General features: G+C 48.4%; 13 protein-coding genes and 1 pseudogene. 8 read left to right on the top strand and 6 right to left on the bottom strand.

The window, feature by feature from the left end; translation table 11 throughout:
- Positions 1-56: 56 nt before the first annotated feature.
- A complete protein-coding gene (locus NK638_RS03985; protein WP_105244740.1) occupies positions 57-389 on the bottom strand; it encodes a c-type cytochrome in 333 nt (110 codons plus the stop codon).
- Positions 390-776: 387 nt separating this feature from the next.
- Here NK638_RS03985 and yihA point away from each other — a divergent pair, with 387 nt between their 5' ends.
- Complete coding sequence (gene yihA / locus NK638_RS03980) at positions 777-1,541, top strand: ribosome biogenesis GTP-binding protein YihA/YsxC (RefSeq protein WP_274632026.1); 765 nt, start codon at positions 777-779, stop codon at positions 1,539-1,541.
- Positions 1,542-1,862: 321 nt separating this feature from the next.
- Here yihA and NK638_RS03975 read toward each other — a convergent pair whose 3' ends face one another.
- Positions 1,863-2,603 carry an HAD family hydrolase gene (locus tag NK638_RS03975; protein ID WP_274632025.1) on the bottom strand — a complete coding sequence of 247 codons (741 nt, stop codon included), beginning with the start codon at positions 2,601-2,603 and terminating at the stop codon, positions 1,863-1,865.
- A gap of 278 nt (positions 2,604-2,881) precedes the next feature.
- Entirely contained in the window at positions 2,882-3,907 is a 1,026-nt protein-coding gene (locus NK638_RS03970; RefSeq protein ID WP_274632024.1) for an RluA family pseudouridine synthase, read from the bottom strand.
- A 463-nt stretch (positions 3,908-4,370) separates the two neighbouring features.
- Between NK638_RS03970 and NK638_RS03965 the strand changes: the two genes are divergently transcribed.
- Positions 4,371-4,538 carry a hypothetical protein gene (locus NK638_RS03965; protein ID WP_172953039.1) on the top strand — a complete coding sequence of 56 codons (168 nt, stop codon included), beginning with the start codon at positions 4,371-4,373 and terminating at the stop codon, positions 4,536-4,538.
- Positions 4,539-5,073: 535 nt separating this feature from the next.
- Positions 5,074-9,174 carry an Rne/Rng family ribonuclease gene (locus tag NK638_RS03960; RefSeq protein ID WP_274632023.1) on the top strand — a complete coding sequence of 1,367 codons (4,101 nt, stop codon included), beginning with the start codon at positions 5,074-5,076 and terminating at the stop codon, positions 9,172-9,174.
- Positions 9,175-9,337: 163 nt separating this feature from the next.
- Here NK638_RS03960 and NK638_RS03955 read toward each other — a convergent pair whose 3' ends face one another.
- The gene (locus NK638_RS03955) at positions 9,338-10,264 is read right to left on the bottom strand and encodes a DUF808 domain-containing protein (protein ID WP_274632022.1); all 927 of its coding nucleotides are present in this window, start codon (positions 10,262-10,264) and stop codon (positions 9,338-9,340) included.
- Positions 10,265-10,850: 586 nt separating this feature from the next.
- Between NK638_RS03955 and NK638_RS03950 the strand changes: the two genes are divergently transcribed.
- The 5 genes and pseudogenes from NK638_RS03950 to NK638_RS03930 all read left to right on the top strand — a co-directional run bounded on the left by NK638_RS03950 (position 10,851) and on the right by NK638_RS03930 (position 16,672).
- Entirely contained in the window at positions 10,851-11,693 is an 843-nt protein-coding gene (locus NK638_RS03950) for a DsbC family protein (protein WP_274632021.1), read from the top strand.
- Positions 11,694-11,965: 272 nt separating this feature from the next.
- A complete protein-coding gene (locus NK638_RS03945) occupies positions 11,966-13,309 on the top strand; it encodes a homoserine dehydrogenase (RefSeq protein WP_192994415.1) in 1,344 nt (447 codons plus the stop codon).
- A 90-nt stretch (positions 13,310-13,399) separates the two neighbouring features.
- Positions 13,400-14,581: a thiolase family protein gene (locus NK638_RS03940; protein WP_274632020.1), complete on the top strand. Its 1,182-nt coding sequence runs from the start codon at positions 13,400-13,402 to the stop codon at positions 14,579-14,581.
- A gap of 404 nt (positions 14,582-14,985) precedes the next feature.
- A pseudogene (locus NK638_RS03935) lies at positions 14,986-15,805 on the top strand (YsnF/AvaK domain-containing protein).
- A 231-nt stretch (positions 15,806-16,036) separates the two neighbouring features.
- Positions 16,037-16,672 (top strand): YsnF/AvaK domain-containing protein, encoded by a 636-nt coding sequence (locus NK638_RS03930; protein ID WP_274632019.1) that lies wholly within the window; start codon positions 16,037-16,039, stop codon positions 16,670-16,672.
- A gap of 294 nt (positions 16,673-16,966) precedes the next feature.
- On the opposite strand, the gene NK638_RS03925 is transcribed toward NK638_RS03930, so the two are convergent.
- Entirely contained in the window at positions 16,967-17,518 is a 552-nt protein-coding gene (locus NK638_RS03925; RefSeq protein ID WP_274632018.1) for a hypothetical protein, read from the bottom strand.
- 235 nt (positions 17,519-17,753) lie between these two features.
- A partial coding sequence (locus NK638_RS03920; protein ID WP_274632017.1) for a preprotein translocase subunit SecA occupies positions 17,754-19,445 on the bottom strand: 1,692 nt, incomplete at its 5' end.

Below are 19,445 nucleotides of genomic sequence, written 5' to 3'. Positions count from 1 at the left end.
TTTCGGGCAATAAAACCCAGCGCTTTAGATGGCATGACTTATTGATTTTCTACTGATTATTTGCTCATATACTCGATCAGCTGACGGTAATCATCATCACTACAGCTGTCACAGAGTCCGCCCGCTGGCATCTGCGTCATGCCACTTTTTACTGAGTTTATCAAGGTCGGCATGCTCTTTTGTTTGATAAGCTGCTGCCATTTGGCGCTGTCGCCTTTTTTGATGGCATTGAGTGCGCCACTATCGTGACAGGCTGCACATGAGTTATTATAGGTCGCTGCGATATCAGCAGCAGCGCCCGTTATCATCGTGCTGCTTAAGATGAGTGCCGCCGCGCCGCTTATGAGTACACGCTGAGCACGGTCAAAAAGTGTGGTGATTGAAAACATTGAACACCTCCTTTGGATATGACATTCGTTTAGTCTATTTTTTTGATTAAACGTGTGTCGCTAACTATCTCTTAGCAAATATTGTAACAATGTATGTCATACAAATACAGATAAATATAGTTTGGCTTTGGTAACCTAATGATGACTGGTGTTACTACCATGATAGCCTGCGATATATGAGTGACTGTGATATTTATATGATATTAATTGCCGTTATTTCAATAAGTAAGCGGACGAATAGTATAGAATAAGCAATTATCAAGTCGTCTGCCATGCCGACTGCTATAAACGTTATGTGACGCTTATGTCCTACTGTCGCCTCTCGCTGGTCTAAACGACGCAACGCCTTACCACTGTATCCAATTTTTTAAGATTAATGAGTCATTTATGAGCACCCCGTTTACCGATGTCGCCACCGACCAAGCCTTATTTAACACCAAGTCTCGTCAAAAAATTCAACAAACCGCCTTTATGATGTCAGCGCCGACTTTTCGCCTTTGTCCTGCCGATATGGGCTTAGAGGTCGCCTTTGCAGGCCGTTCAAACGCGGGCAAATCCTCTGCCATCAATGCGCTGACCAACCAGCGCCAACTGGCACGCTCGTCCAAAACCCCTGGTCGTACGCAAATGATCAACTTTTTTAGCGTCGGTGATAGCGACAGACGACTGGTCGACTTACCAGGTTATGGCTATGCCGCTGTCCCTTTAGAGATGAAAAAAGAATGGCAGGTTGAGCTAGAAGAATATCTGGTATCGCGCTCAAGCCTTGCAGGGCTGGTGTTGATGACAGACATCCGTCATCCGCTTAAGTTTTTTGATGAGCAAATGCTGCATTGGGCCAAAGATGGAGATTTGCCCGTACACATTTTGCTTACCAAAGCAGACAAGCTAAAATACGGCGCCGCCAAAAACGCCCTGCTCAATACCCGAAAAAGACTAAAAAAACTGGGGTTAAACTGTAGCATTCAGCTGTTTTCTGCCTTGCGCAAAGAAGGGTTAGAGGAGCTGGCTGGCGTGATGGGCAAATGGTATGAGTATCAGCTCGATGGCGATAAAATCATTGAAATCGGCCTCAGTGAGTCTGCCGACACTCAAGTTGGCGAGACGACGGCATCTGTAGAAGAGAGTGATGCAAAAGGCGGTGCTAAATAAGCTGCGCCACGCGGATAGAGCGGGTCCTAGGGCGTGTCTTTATTTCAAAAATAGTGAGAAAAATAAGATGAATGGCGGTCAAACAAGGAAAATAGCGCCGTTAATATCGGGATATAGACCAGCTATTTGACGATGGTTGACAAAATTTGGCCACTTTTAGCCCATTTAGATAACTATAGTCGATGCACTCTAAAAAGCGCATAGCGCTACTGGGATGCTGTTTTTAAATGTAGGTTGCGCAGCCTCTGGGAACGCAGCACGCAAGTAAAATTTATACCAGTAGCGCGTTTAAACTTATATAACAGTTTTATTTTCAACTGACTATAGCGAATGACTTGAAGACACGCCCTCGCCACATAATAACGCCATTAATGCTTGCGGCGTCTCAACCTGATAGGTAGGCTGCTGTGCGGCAAGCTCTGCCGCTGATGCTGTACCATAATTGACCGCAATACTACTCATACCCAGCTGCGTCGCCATCTCGATATCATAGACGCTATCACCGACAAAAACAGCGTCGGCGATACCCTGCTGAGTAGCCTGTAATATATCAATGAGCATCTGCGGATCAGGTTTTGAGCCTGCTTCATCAGCACAGCGGGTCATCACAAAATACTGATGACTGCTCGAGGCTGCAAGCACCCGATCTAGACCTTTTCGTTTTTTGCCTGTGGCCACAGCCAGCTGTTTGCCTTGACGCTGTAGCGTTTGTAGCATGCTTTCTATCGGAGCAAACAGCGGCGTGCGGTGGCTATTGGCGATATAGTACTCAGCATAGCTTTGCTGAATGCCCTGCTTTTGTAAATCGCTGGCCTGCGGATATAAAATATCAATGCCATTCATCAGGCTAAGACCGATGATATCTTGCACAGCCTTATCTGTCGTTTGAAACCCGTGCGCCTCCCCTGCCACATGCATGGCCTCCACGATTAAACCCACCGAATCCATCAAGGTGCCGTCCCAGTCAAAAATAATCAGCGTCTTATCGGCCAGATTGTGCGGGTTGGATACGCGAGAGCTGGCTTCGGCAATAGCAATACTGGCAGCAGATTGTGGACTCATAAATAAACCTTGATGACTGTTAAGACTTGACGACCTTTAATACTTGATAAGCTGACGTGTGACTTGATGGCTTTTATGAATAAAAACTATGAATAACGACGATGAATGGTAAGTATCAATACAAAAACGTCACGGCGACTTATCAAAAATAAGCGAGCGTGACGTTTAGCGCACGTATTCGACTTTATCGTCCGTCCTTAGCGCGTGTTGAACCTTTACAAGTAAGATAGACACACTGTCATCATACGCGAGAGTGGGACAACACTAATGGGACAATACTAATCAGGCAGTGTGCTCTGCTCTGGCAGCCAGTCGGCCATATCATCTGGCAGCGGCGCGGTGATACTCTTATAACCTGGGATATCCAAACGCCATGCATGCAGGCACAGACGATGGACGCCTGATTTGTCGTGCACGTTATATTTATCATCGCCCAAGATGGCGTGACCGATATGCGCTAAGTGTACACGAATCTGATGGGTACGCCCAGTGAGCGGCTTGGCTTCAATCAAGCTCACAGGCTGATCGGCCAGCATAAAACGCTCATGAATGATAATGTCCGTCTGGCTGTCTTTGGCTTGCGGATCTTGGCTATCTACCTTGACACGGCGCTCACCATTAGCAAGCGTATAGCGTAACAATGGCGCATCGATACGTTGCTCACCCATCACAGGCTGGCCTTTGGCGATACACAGATAGTGCTTTTGGATGGTTTTATCCACCAGATGCTGCTGCAAGGCTTTTAGCGTTGAGCGTTTTTTAGAGATCATCAGCAAGCCTGAAGTATCCTTGTCGATGCGGTGCACCAGCTCCAGATATTTTTTACCAGTGACTTCACGCATGGCCTCGATGACACCAAAATCCAACCCGCTACCACCATGCACCGCAATGCCCGAAGGCTTGTTTAGCACCAACATGCCCTCATCTTCATACACCACTCGTGCCAGCAAGCTATTGGCAAACTCGGTGCTAATGATGGGCTTTTCGCGCGTCGCCAGCTGAATGGGCGCGATACGCACGACGTCTTCACGCTGGACTCTATCATGTGCTTTACAGCGTTTATTATTGACACGTACTTCATCCGAGCGAATCATCTTGTAGATGTGCGATTTTGGCAGACCCTTTAGGCGGTTGAGCAAAAAATTATCCAAACGCTGGTCATGCTGATGGCGCGTTACCTCTAGATAATTGACTCTGGCAAAGTTGCTGATTTCGTCGTCAGCGCTTTGCGGGCGTGTTTTGCTATTGAAAATAGCAGGCGCTTCGTGGATCGGCGCATCATCGGTCGTTTTTGAGTTTGTCATTTTTCGTTAGGTATTTACACAAAGATTTGCTATAGTTTAGCATGTTGAGCGCCAATTAAGCAGAAGCTGCGCAATAATCATTATTGCAAAAGATTGCCTAACGCTATTTTGCCAATCACGGTTTTATGAGTGATTGCCCAAGCGCGGTTAGCGATGCCTCTGCCAAGATGGGCCGTCTCATCTGATTTTAGGGTGCATAAACTGAGTAAAGCTGTTTTTATAGACGTCGCTTCTCAGACCGCCCCATAAATTGTAAACGCGGCATGAATGCTTCTTTTTTGATAAAAGCAAGTTTTTTTTTACCGCATGGCTATTTGTATGATAAAACTGATAGTGACTCAAAATACCATTGCGTGAATAATACTGGCAAAACGCCTATTTATTGACCATTTACCCCATAACACTGATTTACTACCCGCATAATCACGACTGTTTTTGATAACACATTATCAACGTCTTTTATGTGAGGCAGCCGAGCAAGTATGGGACGTTTTACCTTAGCATCGAGACAGATATCGATAGCCGCCTTAGTATCGGTGGTCAAACAGATGACAATAAAGATATAGACATAAACCGTGCCGATAAGCCGGTCATTTACTCTGTTTGCCAAGTACGCCCCGCCGATGACTGATGCGACCATAGCTAACAAAACGCCCAAGATATGATTGACGTAATCGCAAAAGAACGAAAAATAAAGCAAGACCCATTGTTTTACCTGATCTAACAGATGCTGCATCGCGCTATTTTTTATAATAGTATTTTATAATAGTATTGATGATAGCGATTATTGCTAGACTTTGAGGATGCATAGCAACAACACAGCGCCTTTTTTAGGAGCAGTATTTTTAGAGCCGTCGCTAAGGCTTGCCCACTCTAACAAAGTGCGCGGTCATAATGACCCTAAAAACCACTGACCAAAAACTTACCTAAGACGCTGATGCATAGATGTTTAGAACAATCTGCGTTTGCATGGTTTGACATAGTTTGTTTGATATAGCTTGTCTGACCCTGCTGGCCTCTTTAGATCACCGTAAAGCAGCCCTTGAGGCTGATTGCTTATGTTCTCCGGTCACCATATCTGCCGCCGATGTCGCCATTTGCAGCACTTGCCGGCACCTCCTAAAGTCCAAGCTTAGTCGTCGTTATGCGTACTCATAGGATAAAATATGAAACGCATTTTGATCAACGCCACTCAAAACGAAGAGATTCGCGTCGCCCTTTGTAAAGGCAACCATCTATACGATTTTGATCTAGAAAACCGCACCCGCGAACAAAAAAAATCCAATATTTATAAAGGCCACGTGACCCGTGTCGAGCCATCGCTTGAAGCGGTGTTTGTCGAATACGGCTCACAGCGTCAAGGCTTTTTACCGATTCGTGAAATCTCTGCTGAGTATCTAAGCGGCAACCCACGTGATGAAAACATCAAAAAGCTCATCAAAGAAGGCGACGAGCTAATCGTTCAGGTCGAAAAAGAAGAGCGCGGTAACAAAGGCGCCGCCCTATCGACTTATGTATCACTCGCTGGCCGTTATTTGGTATTGATGCCCAACAACCCTCGTGGCGGCGGTATCTCACGCCAAATATCAGGCAAACTGCGTGAAGATATGAAGCGCATGCTAGGCAATCTTGACTTGCCAAAAGGCATGAGTGTCATCATCCGCACCGCTGGTATCGGTAAAACTCAAGAAGACTTGCAGCACGATCTCAATCACTTGCTCAACATCTGGCAAGCCATCCAAGAACAGAATAAAAAATACCCATCACCGCGCTTAGTGCATCAAGAAGCTGGCGTCGTCACCCGTGCCGTGCGTGACTATCTGCGTGACGATATCGCTGAGATTTGGATCGATAACGAAAACGCGTACGTTGAGGCAGCCAGCTTCATCAATGCTGTCATGCCAAAACAAGCCGAAAAACTGCGCAAATACACCGATTATGAGCCGATGTTTTCGCGCTTTAATATCGAAAAGCAGATCGAAACGGCCTATCAGCGCGAAGTGCGCTTGCCCTCAGGCGGCTCTATCGTCATTGATCAAACCGAAGCGCTGGTCTCTATCGATATCAACTCCGCCAAGTCAACCAAAGGCTCAGATGTCGCCGAAACCGCCTACCACACCAATTTAGAAGCCGCTGACGAGATTGCCCGTCAGTTACGCCTACGTGATATGGGCGGCTTGATTGTCATTGATTTTATTGACATGAATGACAACAAGCATCAAAAAGAAGTCGAAAAACGTCTGATTGATGCGACCAAATACGACCGCGCCCGCGTGCAGTTCGGTGATATCTCTAAATTTGGTTTGATGGAGATGAGCCGTCAGCGCTTGCGTCCCTCACTTGAAGAATCAACCGGCTATATCTGCCCGCGCTGTCATGGCAACGGTATGATTCGTGATTTGCGCTCATTGTCATTGTCAATCATGCGCCAAATCGAGCAGATCGCCCTAAAAGAGCGTCAAGGTGAAGTACAGGCCGAAGTACCGACCGATATCGCGGCATTTTTGTTAAATGAAAAACGTGACAGCTTGGTTTATCTGGAGCAAGACAGCGGCACGCGTATCACGATTTTGCCACACGCGCATCTTGAGTCACCAAATTTCAAATTGCACTTCAATCGCGACGGTTTTGCGCCATCCAGCTACGAGCGTATCACTGACACCCAGCAGCAAGAGCATAGCGATCTTGGCTACGACGTCGACTGGCAAACGGCGGACAACGAACGCCCTGAGCAGCAGCCAACGCGTCAGCCGCGCCAGAGCAGCGACAAAAGCGCAGCACAGAAAAACAAAAGCCGCGCCCAGACACTGTCAAACGCTCCTGCGCAAACACAAAACAACAGCGCGCAACAAACCGAACGCCATCAAAAAGACCGTCATCAAAACGATCGTCGTCAAAACAACAGCACCAACACCGCGGCCGCGACACGCGCGCCGCAAGCGGGTAAGCCTCAACCAGCAGCCACGCCATCAGCGAGTGTGACCGCCGCCCAGCCGCAAGCCGTTGCTTGGCTATCCAACCTGTTTGCTCAGGCACCGCAAGCATCAACCACGCCTACCGTGAGCAGCCGTGATGCTGCCGAGGCAATCGAAGCCTTGGTCAACACTGGCGCACAAAGCTTAGGCGCTTTTGGTCAAATCGATAACAGCGCGCTTAGTGCCGAAAGCCGTACCGCGAGCACCGAGCAAAACTCGCAAGCCCCTGAGCAGCAAACCGATGGCAAATCAGACAGCGCCAACCGCCAGCAAGCGCGTCGCAGCTCAGACAATAAAAACGAAGAGAGCAACGACGACAGAAGAAGACGCAAATCACGTAAGTCTCGCTCTGCTAAGCCGCGTCAACGCAAAGAGCAAAATAGCGAGAGTAATCAAAAAGTAAGCGCTGAGACCCAAAGCAGCTCAGAGGCCGCCGAAAGTGCAAACGAGCAGCCAAATAAACGTCAGCAAGACAATAAACGTAGCAGTGAGCGCAGTCGCAACAACGGCCGCGATACTGGTGAGCGTAAGGCAGCAGACGAGCAGCCGCTCAATAAACGCAAATCGCACAGCCAACGCGGTTCACGCGGCAAGCTAGAACGCGGTGAGACGCTTACCTCTGATAGCGTCAAGCAGTCCTCTGGCAAAAACGGCGAAGCACACACCAGCAAACAAGCCGCGAACACGCGCCGTAACCAAGACCCAAGCGAGGTCATACTGCAGGTCAACGAAGCCCCAGCGATGCTAAAATCGCCAGAAGTGGTGCACCTATCCTTAGATGATAGCAAGCCGGCCTCTGCCAAACGCTCACCTGCTGACAAGCCCCTTTCAGCAAATGACAGTACAGCAAACGATACTGCGAGCAAAAAAGACGCTGATCAAGCAACTACGGCCAAAGGTAATGCGCAAAAAGCGCCTGCCGATAAGCAGTCAGCAAATAGCCAAAGCGTCGAGAAATCTGGTAAAAACGGCACTACGGCACAGGCAGATACCAGCGGTGATAAAGCAGCGCATAGCAAAGCGGTAACCGCTAACGAGCAGGCAACTACTAAACAGCCGACCGCCGACGAGTCATCAGCTGCGAAGAGCCCTACTACGCGCTCAGCTTCAGCGCCGGCTGATCGCGCTACTGCCACCAAGTCGCAAGACACCGCGGCAGACACAGGTGACCGTGATACCGGCAATGCAAATGGCAACGCTGCAAAACAGACGCACGCCACTGCCAAAGGCACACAGAGCATAAGTGCCCAAAGCAGCCCTACTGCAGATAAAGCCGATGCGGACGTTAGCGCAGCACCCTTGCTCACGCATGATGCCTTGTTTGCCGACCGTTACGTCACCGCTCAGAAGTTTGGACAGGCCAGTAACGACCCACGTGTCGTGCGTCGTCAGCAGGCACAGTCCCAGTCCACTGAGCAGCCAGCGGTAGAATCGGCAACACCTGTACCAACGGTGCGCGGTAGCGTTGGTGACTTTGTGCGTCAAACACTCACCGATGCCGAAAGCCGTCTAAAAAATGACGGTGTGATCCGCTGCTTTATCGCGGCTATCGAAGCGCACTCAGAGCAAGCAAAATCTGCTGACAGCGCGCAAGCACAGCAACCAGTTGCTGACGTTCAAGCTCGAGGCTTTGATTTTAGCAACTATGGCTACCAGCCATTGGCGGCAGACTATCTGGCGCGCTTTGAGGCGATGACTCAGGCCGTTAGTCAATTTGCTACCACCCAAGGCAAAACAGCAGTCGCGCCGCGAGCGATCGGCAAACGCGCTAGCAATGACCCCCGTGGTCAACATCCTGATTATCAGGCAGACGAGGTGGACGCTGATGATGTCGATGCGACTGCTCTAGCCAATCAAGCACAGGCAGACGATGTCAGCACTGAAAGTGAGCAGCTGCTAAAAGCCGATAAAAACGTGGTGCCTGCTACTAGTCCATCAGCTGACCATGTTGACAATGCCACTAGTGCTGACACTCGCACAAAGACGGCTGAGTCTGACAGCGAAGTCGCCCAGCAAAGCGATACATCTGAGTCAGAGGCGCCGTCTAAAGACGCAGACAAAGGCGCAGAAAAGGAAGACAGCCAAGCGGCCAAGTCCAAAACCACGATCGCCAGTTATAAAAACATGATTGAAAATGTGGCCGAGCAGTTATTGCCACAGACTGGCATGTTTAACTTGACCACGCCAAAAGTTCCTAAGGCGCGCATTCGTAAGCCAAAGGCTGAGCACAAAAAGCCGACACAAGCTGAAAAGCCAGATGCTGAGGATGCCGATAAGCAAGCAGACAGTTAATCACCGTCGCTTGTACTATTAAATCGCTTGTATTACCGCTTGTATTATTAGACACAGTACAAGCATAGATACTCAAAAGCCCCGATAGTTCACTATCGGGGTTTGATATTTTTTTTCACTTTGCTGAGTAATGCGTTATCTGTTTAGTACTTTTCATGCAAGCTCAGTGCGTCGCTGACTTTGTATCGTCGTCACGCATTTTGCCCACGATAGTGAAGATCCCAACGATAATAGCACCGATAATAAAACCAATGACTCCATTTAAAATAGCGGTGGTCACGCTCTCAAAGATACCCGTCAAATGGGCGATGTCCTCGACACCGTGATGCAAAAAGCCAATGCCATGCACCAAAATACCACCACCGACCAAAAACATAGCTAAAGTACCGGCGATAGAGAGAAACTTCATCAGTTTTGGCGCGGCAGCAAACATCACTTTTCCAAGTTTTTGTTTAAAATTGCCTTCTTGCTCCATCAAATGCAAACCAGCATCATCTATCTTGACGATACCAGCGACCAAACCATAAATACCGATGGTAATACCAATTGCCAAAATGGACAATACCAAACTGCGTTCTAACAAGGTAGCGCTTGCCGTTGCCCCTAGTGCAATCACGATAATCTCAGCGGATAAGATAAAATCGGTCCGTATCGCCCCTTTGATTTTGTCTTTTTCAAAGGCGACTAAGTCTACGGTTTCATCAGCATTGGCCTGCCGGCGAGCGTTTTGCTCTTCATCATGCGGCAAAGCATGCGGCCAAAATCGATGAATGACTTTTTCTGCACCTTCATAAACCAAAAACAACCCGCCACACATCAATAAAAATGTCACTAAAGGCGGGTAAATAGCACTAATAATAAGGGCTGCTGGGACTAATATTAGCTTATTGACAAAGGAGCCTTTGGCGACCGCCCACACCACTGGTAGCTCACGGTTGGCCTTGACCCCCGTGACTTGCTCTGCGTTTAGCGCCAAATCATCGCCCAGCACCCCCGCGGTTTTTTTGGCCGCGACTTTGGTCATGACGGAGACGTCATCCAATATCACACTGATATCATCGAGTAGGGTTAATAAACTGGCACCTGCCATGTGGGCTCCTTAGCGCAATCATTGAAGTGAGTGATTGAAATAAATACTATTAAAGGGACATATATAAAGAATTCATATAATTTTTTAGCAAAAACAATGCCATTAGCAGTAGACTATCTGATCGAACATCACAATCAAACATCATAACCAGATGTTGTGGCTCAGCACGGTAGCTAAACATTGATAGTAACTAGCCAAGCTTTGATATTACATAGTACAAATGTATCTTGTTTTTTGAATTTAGGTGTATAAACGTTATGTTTTTCAACACCGCGATGACGTCATTTTAGATATCATCAGCCCTAAATAAAACGGACACAACAACTACTATGTGCTACGTGCTGATGGTGTTTATTTAGCGCCGTTATAGAAGTATATAAGATCGCCGTACCTGACCATCGCTGTACCTGCTCAGCGATGGCTATTATTTATCATAAATATGTTAAGATAAGCGGCATTATCAAGTGGGGACGTTTCTTACTTGAGAGAAAAACCCCTTTATATTGAACCTTTTAACTCTCATTGATAAGCGCTATATCCACAATCACAGTCTGGCATGATGCCGACGCATTTATGATTAGGCGCAATGCCTACAGGAAACTTATATGTCATCCTCCATCACCCAAAAAGCCCACGCTGTCATTGGATTTCGCAAAACCCGCCTATCACGCTTTATGATGGGGGCGTTATTGGTGCCGCCGATGCCACCAGCAACACCGGTGTGGTCAATAGCACTCAGGCAAATACCAAGACGGTATCGGCAGCGAGTGATGCAGCGGTGGTCAGCGCGTTGCAAGAAAACCTCAAAGCCTCAGGGATTGAGGAGACTATCCTCTCAGCCGTACCGACAGATATGGACGGTATCTATTGGGCGACTGCTGAAGGGCTGCCGTCTTTTTTTACGGATAAGTCGGGCAAGCACATCATTCAAGGTCAGATCATCGCGGTCGGTGACGGCGCGCCGGTCGATATCAGCGCCGCATTGGTGGCCAATACCGCCCAAAAAGCATTGCAAGCGGTCGATAAAGACGAGCTGATTATTTACCCAGCCAAGGGTGAGACCAAAGCGGTGGTCTACTCGTTTACCGATGCCGACTGCCCTTATTGCACCAAGCTGCATGAAGAGATGGCTGATATCAATGCGCGCGGCATCGAAGTGCGTTATTTGGCGTGGCCTCGTAGCCAAGCATCGGTACCCAAAATGGAGGCAATATGGTGCAGCCAAGATCGCCATGCTGCTATGAATCAAGCAAAAATGGGTGCCAACGTGCAAGCGCCTAGTTGCGAAAACCCAGTCGCAGCGCATATGGCACTAGGCGCAAGATTGGGCGTGCGCGGTACGCCAGCTATCTTTACGGAGTCTGGCCAGCAAATCGGTGGCTATCTGCCGGCTGAGCAGCTGGCACAAACAGCGATTGACGCCAGCTAACACGCTGCTGTCATATCGTTGACTTTGGCGACAGTCAGTTTGGGTAGACGTCACAACTGCATGTCGGTATGATACGATGAAGCGTCATAAAACATCAGCAACACAACCGTAGTGTAAACATCAATGTGAGTCTTTTTTATTCAACGATAATGACGCCTTGATAACCCTATCACAAACGACATTTGCGCCCACCGTATGCTCGATACGACCAGCGCATTTGTCTGATAGCAGTGTTATGCTGGGCGTCTTATATTTAACCTCTTGAGGATACTGTGAGTCATTCCATCAAACTAGCGATACTTGGTCTAGGCACCGTCGGAACGGGCGTGATCAATCTAATCAATGACAATTTAGATGAGTTAAAACGCCGTAGTGGACGCGACATTACCATTACCGAAGTGGGTACGCGCCGTCATCGTGATGATATTGATCCCAATATCATGCAAAGCAGTGACTTGATGGCAATTGCGGCAAGCGACAATGTCGACATCGTGATCGAGGTGATCGGCGGCACCACACTCGCCCGCGAAGTCATCATGCATGCCATCAAAAACGGTAAGCATGTGGTCACCGCAAACAAAGCCTTACTCGCCGAACACGGCAATGAGATCTTTGCTTTTGCAGAAGAGCATCATGTCCATGTGGCATACGAGGCAGCAGTCGCAGGCGGTATTCCAATCATCAAAGTGATGCGTGAAGCCTTGGCGGCCAATAAAGTAGAGTGGCTGGCCGGCATCATCAACGGCACGGGCAACTTTATCATGACAGAAATGCGTGATAAGGGTCGCCCGTTTGCTGATGTACTGAGCGAAGCCCAAGCGTTAGGATATGCCGAAGCCGACCCAACGTTCGATGTCGAGGGTATCGATGCGGCGCATAAGCTGGCCTTATTGGCCTCTATCGCCTTTGGTATCCCGCTACAGTTTGATAAGGTATATTGCGAAGGCATCACAGGTATCACCTTACAAGACGTCAACTATGCCGAAGAGCTGGGCTATCGTATCAAGCATTTAGGTTTTGCGGTGCGCCGTGATGGCACAGGCGACGATGCTGCGACTGGTATCGAGCTGCGTGTCCATCCGACCCTCATCCCGCAAGACGCTCTTTTGGCCAATGTCAATGGCGTAAAAAACGCAGTCTTGGTCAATTCACACCCACTCGGGCAGACCTTGTACTGCGGTGATGGTGCCGGTGCAGGCGCGACCGCGTCGGCGGTGATGGCGGATGTCATGGACTTGGTACGTGTGTTAGGTAGCAAGGATGCCGACGATACAAGCAACAATGGTCACCATGTGCCGCACCTAGCGTTTATCCCTGAGCAATTATCTGACACACCGATCCTACGCGCCGAGCAGATGACCACGGGTTACTACTTGCGCGTCCATGCTTATGATAGCCCAGGAGTGCTGGCCGATATCACGCGTATCCTCAGCGATGCAGGTATCAATATCGATGCGATTTTGCAGAAACCGGCGCACAAGGTTGGTCAAGTGCCTGTCATTATCTTGACGCTGCCTGTGGTTGAGCGCCGCATGAATCTGGCCATCGAAAAAATCGAAAAGCTAGACACAATTACTGATAAAGTAGTACGCATTCGCCTAGATGAGCTAGCGTAAACAACAGCAAGATGGATAGCCGCTAGCCTGTCAGCGTTTGGCCAAAAAGTGCCACACGTTCATTTAAATACGTAAAAAGGAATAATAACGATGTCAAATGATGCAATTGTGATTTTAAACGGTGCCCGTACTCCTATGGGCGGTTTTCAAGGCTCGCTAAAAGATGTGAGCGCAACCGAGCTTGGCGGGGCGGCGATCAAAGCTGCTGTCGAGCGCTCAGGTGTCGATGTCGACAGTATTGATGAAGTCATTATGGGCTGTATTTTGACAGCAGGCTTAGGTCAGGGTCCTGCCCGCCAAGCGATGCGCAACGCCGGCTTGTCTGATGCGACGGGCGCGGTCACTATCAATAAACTGTGCGGCTCAGGCCTAAAAGCAGTCATGCAGGCTCACGATGGCATCAAAGCGGGTAGCTTTAAGGTCGCAGTCGCAGGTGGTATGGAGTCGATGACCAACGCTCCTTATATCATGCCAGGCTCGCGCGCAGGCTACCGTATGGGGCACAAAGAAGTCAAAGACCATATGTTTTTAGATGGTTTAGAAGACGCAGAAACGGGCAAGCTGATGGGTATGTTTGCTCAAGAAATGGCTGACGAAAAAGGCTATACACGTGAGCAAATGGACGAGTTTGCCATCAAATCGCTCAATCGTGCGCTGACAGCAATCAAAGACGATCACTTCAAAGACGAGATCGAACCCATTACTTTTAAAACCCGCAAAGGCGAGCAAACGGTCGATACCGATGAGCAGCCAGGTCTGGCCAACGCCGAGCGCATCCCTGCCCTGCGCCCAGCGTTTGCCAAAGACGGTACCATCACCGCCGCAAACGCCAGCTCAATCTCAGACGGTGCAGCAGCTGTCGTGTTGATGAAAGAATCACAAGCCAAAGAAGAAGGTCGTGACTATCAAGCACGTATCATCGCTACCGCATCTAACTCTCGTCATCCAAGCGAGTTTACCATTGCACCGATTGGCGCAATCGAAAAAGTCCTTGCTAATGCTGGCTGGTCGATCGCTGACGTCGATCTTTGGGAAATCAATGAAGCCTTTGCTATGGTCACGATGGCGGCGATGGATGAGCTAAACATTGACCATGCCAAAGTCAACGTCGAAGGCGGCGCTTGTGCTCTTGGTCATCCAGTTGGATGCTCTGGCGCGCGTATCTTGGTCACTTTAATCAATTCACTTAAGCGTACAGGTGGCAAAAAAGGCGTGGCGACCTTATGTATCGGTGGCGGCGAAGCCGTGGCGGTAGCCATCGAGCTTGCTTAATCAGCAGCTGCCTGATTAATAAGGTACCTATTTAGATTAATATAAGCCTTAATAGCAGTCAGGCTGTTTATTCTTTAATATATCAAGCTCTTAAATGTATCAAAACCGCACGGCGATATGCTATGCGGTTTTTTTATGTCTGTCATTTCCCAAAATAGCCAAATTATTGCATCGTGTAAAAACGCGTTAACTTGTACCCCTTACTCTGTTATGCCACTTACAGCCTATTACACGTCATTACCTCAAGCGCACACTTTGCTACCTTGCTTATATATCTCATCTAAAATCAGGGTGTTACGATAATTACAAGTTGAGGCAGCAACTACCAAGGTAACATTCAATGACTTAACCAAACGCTGTCATTTTAATAATCAATAATGAACTCATAAAAAAGGAAGACAATAATGAGCCAGCTAATTCGTTTAAAAGACATCCAAGCCACACACCGCGACCTAATCGGTGATGACTATTATGATCCAACGGGCAAGACCGCCTATGGTGTCAATGAAGAAAAAATCGGTAAAATCGAAGGCGCACTGGTAGAGGATACCACAGGCCGCCTGGTTTAGCTCAAAAGAAGTCCTTGTCCCAGCAGGTCTGGCACGTATCGTCGGTGATGATGTATTCTTCGACAGCTTAACAGAAGCGCAAGTCGAAGCGATGGAAGTATACGACCATGATTATCAGTACAGCTACAAAGAGCAGTACGAAAAAGACCGCCAAGCCTTTGTCGCAGACAGCGTACCAGAAGCTGAGCGTATGGAGATTGCTGATCATGCTTATGAAGCGCCAAATACCTTAGAGCTACTAGAAGAGCGTCTAACCGTCAATAAAGACCGTATCGTAGCAGGTCTGGTCAAAGTCGGTAAACATGTGGTCACAGAAGAGCGCAACGTCGATGTCGAGCTAGAAGAAGAGCATGCCAACATCCAGCGTACCAATGTCGATCGCCCAACAGATCGCCGCATCGGAGATGTTGATGGTAATGAAACTATCGAAGTCGAGCTAGAAGCAGAGCGTGCACGCGTGGGCAAAGACACTTATGTGGCAGAAGAAGTCAATGTTGGTAAGACAACTGAGCGCCATACGGAGACGATCGTCGAAACCATTCAGCGCGAAGAGCTAGACATTGACCGTGATGGTAATGTGGTAGACCGTGAAGGCAACATCGTTAATCGTGATGACATCACTGCCGAAGACGTACGCCGTGCTCGCGGTATGTAATCCACAACAGCCTTATACTGGCCTACTCCCTGATTGGTTATAACAATATAATAAATACACCAGTCATAGTCGCCACTTACAGCTAAGTACGGCTGCACTATGAAATAGGAGGCAGCGTCACTTAGCAAAAAAGGCCAGAGCATGTCTCTGGCCTTTTTTCTGGCTTTCACAAGTAGCATATCGCTCTTGCGCCACGACATTGATAGTATTTCACCATATAAGGATATCAAAATGACCACTGACCCTAATGCCGTCACCGACTCCAACCGCGACCCATCAAAAGACAATGGCATCTCTACATCAGCCACTCCTCTTCATAAAGACACCACGCAGATGGCCGAAGATACAGATCCAGCAGCTGACCGGCATCCCTCATCACAAGAGGTTGGTCATTTAGAGCTGCTAGAAGAGCGCCCTGTGGTCAACAAAGAGCGTCTTGATGTCGGCAAAGTCACAGTGACCAAACACCGTCGCACCAAGACCATCGACGTGCCGATAGAGCTGGTAGAAGAGTATCTTACTATTCGTACTGAATACCACGATGCCGAAAGCCAAGACTTACTATCAGGTCAGTACGATGATAAAGATATTTTGCGTCACGTCGAGCCTGCGCTAGATAGCAAAGCGGTGGTGACGGTCAATGGCCAACAGATTGGGATCGATGAAGCACCGCTTGAGATTGTTTTGTCTCGTCAAGTTGCCACCATTACCAAGGAGACATTTGCCATTCAAGAAATTGATGTTAACAAAACTACACATACCCATACCGATAGTATTCAGGTGACCTTGAAGCATGAGGAGCTTGATGTCACCGAAGAAGGATTTTTGGCTCATGAGCATGATGCCACTGATGATAAAGCCAATTGAAAATAAAACCGATATGCACATCTTAATGTGCATTAACTATAGCAGCTTTATCAGAAGCCCACGATAAGTAAGCTGACGACGTAAAGACAATACAAGGCAAATACGGCAAAAAAAAGCAACGCTGTGTTAGCGTTGCTTTTTGCGTAAATTATCGAATCAATGCTTAGTCGTAAAATCTAAATATAAATATAACCACATAAGGGTACCAGCTGTTGTCTAGCTGCAGTCTCGCTCTTACTGCTGGTTAGCTGTTTAGTTGGCTAGCTATCTAATGATAAAATCACGACGGCGCGGTTAGGCAGCTGACCCATCGGCGCTAGGCTTGGCTGATTTTTTACATTCATAAGTGCTGACATTATCGGCATCGGCACCGGCGGTACGCATTATACCTGTCTCACGCTCTGTATGCGCCACACGCCACTGTACAAACCCTACACCACCATCAATAGCGGTATCAAGATTGAAAACTTCTGGGTTGCTCGCATCATTGGTTTTGGTCAAAGTCGCACTGCCATTGGCAGTTTCGATGACCACTTGATTATCAGCGTCTTTATAAGTTGCCTTTACCTCTAGTGCTGGCGAGCATGAGTAGGTCATCTGAGTGACACCACTATTGACCATCGCGACCGTATCATCTGCCACCTCATCAGCTGGCGCGTCCATTACCATATCATTTGGCTCGGCAGGCTCAGCAGACATCGGTACAGATTGCTCTTCGCTGATGCTTTCTTCTAGGCTAGGCTCAGTTTCTTGCTGTTTTTGGCAAGCGCTGACAGTCATGGCACCAGCCAATAAGCCCGTTAAAACGACAGAGGTTCGAAATTGTTTTAATAATTCTACGTTCATCACACTCTCCAAAACAAATATGTTAAATACTATAGCGTGTCCCTAAATGCACGCCTATGTACAATTTGTAAACAATCCATACAAAAACAGTGAGCATTTACCTGCTTCTAGAGGCTGTTTGCAAGCCCAAAAAGACACTTAACGTCTTTCTTGGCGTTCTACCCTTTTCATAAAAAAGCCCCTATCTGTGCAAGATAAGGGCCTGTAAACATCTCATTTAAACTGCTTGATACGCCTAGATCTTGCCGTGGCACTGCTTGTACTTCAGGCCTGAGCCGCAAGGACAAGGCGCGTTACGGCTGATATGCATACCCGCGTATGGGTTTTCCCCAGCAGCGCTCGCACTGGCATTCGTACCTGCAGCACCGGCCGTCATACCAGCGGCGGCCGCGCCTGCTGCTTGGTTACGGTTTTGCGCTGGTGGCTGCGCGGCACCGGCGTTGCTGTCTAAGTTATCGACATCATTGTGCTCAAACTGCATCTGCATTTGCGCGGCGTTTTCACGCTGCTGCGCCTCTAGCGCTTCTAACTCTTCTTTGGTCGGAATGTGCACGCGTGATAAGTCTTGTACGGTCTCAGACTTGATAGCACCAAGCATCATCTGAAACAGCTCAAAAGACTCGCGCTTGTACTCTTGCTCTGGGTTTTTTTGTGCATAACCGCGCAGATGGATACCTTTACGTAGCTGATCCATCTGGGTTAAGTGCTCTTTCCAGTGCTTGTCCAGACTTTGCAGCATAAAGTGGCGCTCAAGCTGGGCGGCGTCTTTTTCGCCCATCTGCTCGCGGCGAGTATGATAACGATCCAATGCCGTTTGGATGATTTTGGCACGTAAGCCTTCTTCATCTAAGCGGCGGTCTTCATCCAGCCAATCATTAATTGGCATCGAGATTTTAAACTCATCCTCTAGCTCATCTTCTAAGCCGTCGATATTCCACTGATCATCGATAGAGCCTGGCGGAATAAACTGATCGATCATGGCATTATAGACTTCATGATGCATGACATCGATGGCCTCTTTTAAGTCCATCTCTGCGAGCAAATCATCGCGCTGACTATAGATGACTTTACGCTGCTCATTAGCGACGTCATCGTATTTGAGTAGGTTTTTACGGGCATCAAAGTCGCGGCTTTCGACTTTACTTTGCGCGTTTTCGATCGATTTTGAGACCATCTTATGCTCGATGGCTTCGTCTTCTTTTAGTCCCATAGCGCGCATCATATTGACCACGCGGTCGCCTGCGAAGATACGCATCAAGTCGTCTTCTAATGATAAAAAGAAGCGCGACATACCAGGGTCACCTTGACGTCCGGCACGGCCACGTAGCTGATTATCGATACGGCGTGACTCATGACGCTCAGAGCCGATGATATGCAGACCACCAGCGGCCACGACTTGGTCATGTTTGACTTGCCACTCTGCTTTTAGGCGTGCCATCTCTTCTGGGCTGACCGCATCGATGTCTTCGATAAACGACTGCCAGTTACCGCCCAAGATGATATCGGTACCACGGCCTGCCATGTTGGTGGCGATGGTCACCGCTTTTGGGCTACCTGCCTGCGCGATAATCTCTGCCTCACGCTCGTGCTGCTTGGCGTTTAGGACGTTGTGTTTGATGCCTTCTTGATCGAGCAGATAAGACAACTCTTCGCTGGCCTCAATCGTCGCCGTACCGACCAGTACCGGCGCACCTTTGGCCTGAATCTCTTTGATCTCGCGGATGATGCCTTTGTATTTGCCAAGCTTGGTCAAGAAAATCTGATCGTCCATGTCGATACGGGCGATCGGCTCGTGCGTTGGAATCACGACGACATCTAAATCATACGTGGATTTAAACTCCGCCGCTTCGGTATCGGCCGTGCCCGTCATACCAGAGAGTTTGTCATAAAGACGGAAATAGTTCTGGAAAGTCGTGGTCGCAAGCGT

Source organism: Psychrobacter sp. A3, assembly GCF_028823565.1.
Classification (GTDB): Bacteria; Pseudomonadota; Gammaproteobacteria; order Pseudomonadales; family Moraxellaceae; genus Psychrobacter; species Psychrobacter celer.
This window is presented reverse-complemented; position numbering and strand designations above follow the sequence as displayed.

Excerpts from the sequence above, each read along its gene's own strand:
- NK638_RS03930 (WP_274632019.1), top strand. The coding sequence starts at position 16,037 with ATGACCACTGACCCTAATGCCGTCACCGACTCCAACCGCGACCCATCA.
- NK638_RS03985 (WP_105244740.1), bottom strand. The coding sequence starts at position 389 with ATGTTTTCAATCACCACACTTTTTGACCGTGCTCAGCGTGTACTCATA.
- NK638_RS03950 (WP_274632021.1), top strand. The coding sequence starts at position 10,851 with ATGCCTACAGGAAACTTATATGTCATCCTCCATCACCCAAAAAGCCCA.
- NK638_RS03960 (WP_274632023.1), top strand. The coding sequence starts at position 5,074 with ATGAAACGCATTTTGATCAACGCCACTCAAAACGAAGAGATTCGCGTC.
- NK638_RS03940 (WP_274632020.1), top strand. The coding sequence starts at position 13,400 with ATGTCAAATGATGCAATTGTGATTTTAAACGGTGCCCGTACTCCTATG.
- yihA (WP_274632026.1), top strand. The coding sequence starts at position 777 with ATGAGCACCCCGTTTACCGATGTCGCCACCGACCAAGCCTTATTTAAC.
- NK638_RS03925 (WP_274632018.1), bottom strand. The coding sequence starts at position 17,518 with ATGAACGTAGAATTATTAAAACAATTTCGAACCTCTGTCGTTTTAACG.
- NK638_RS03970 (WP_274632024.1), bottom strand. The coding sequence starts at position 3,907 with ATGACAAACTCAAAAACGACCGATGATGCGCCGATCCACGAAGCGCCT.
- NK638_RS03955 (WP_274632022.1), bottom strand. The coding sequence starts at position 10,264 with ATGGCAGGTGCCAGTTTATTAACCCTACTCGATGATATCAGTGTGATA.
- NK638_RS03975 (WP_274632025.1), bottom strand. The coding sequence starts at position 2,603 with ATGAGTCCACAATCTGCTGCCAGTATTGCTATTGCCGAAGCCAGCTCT.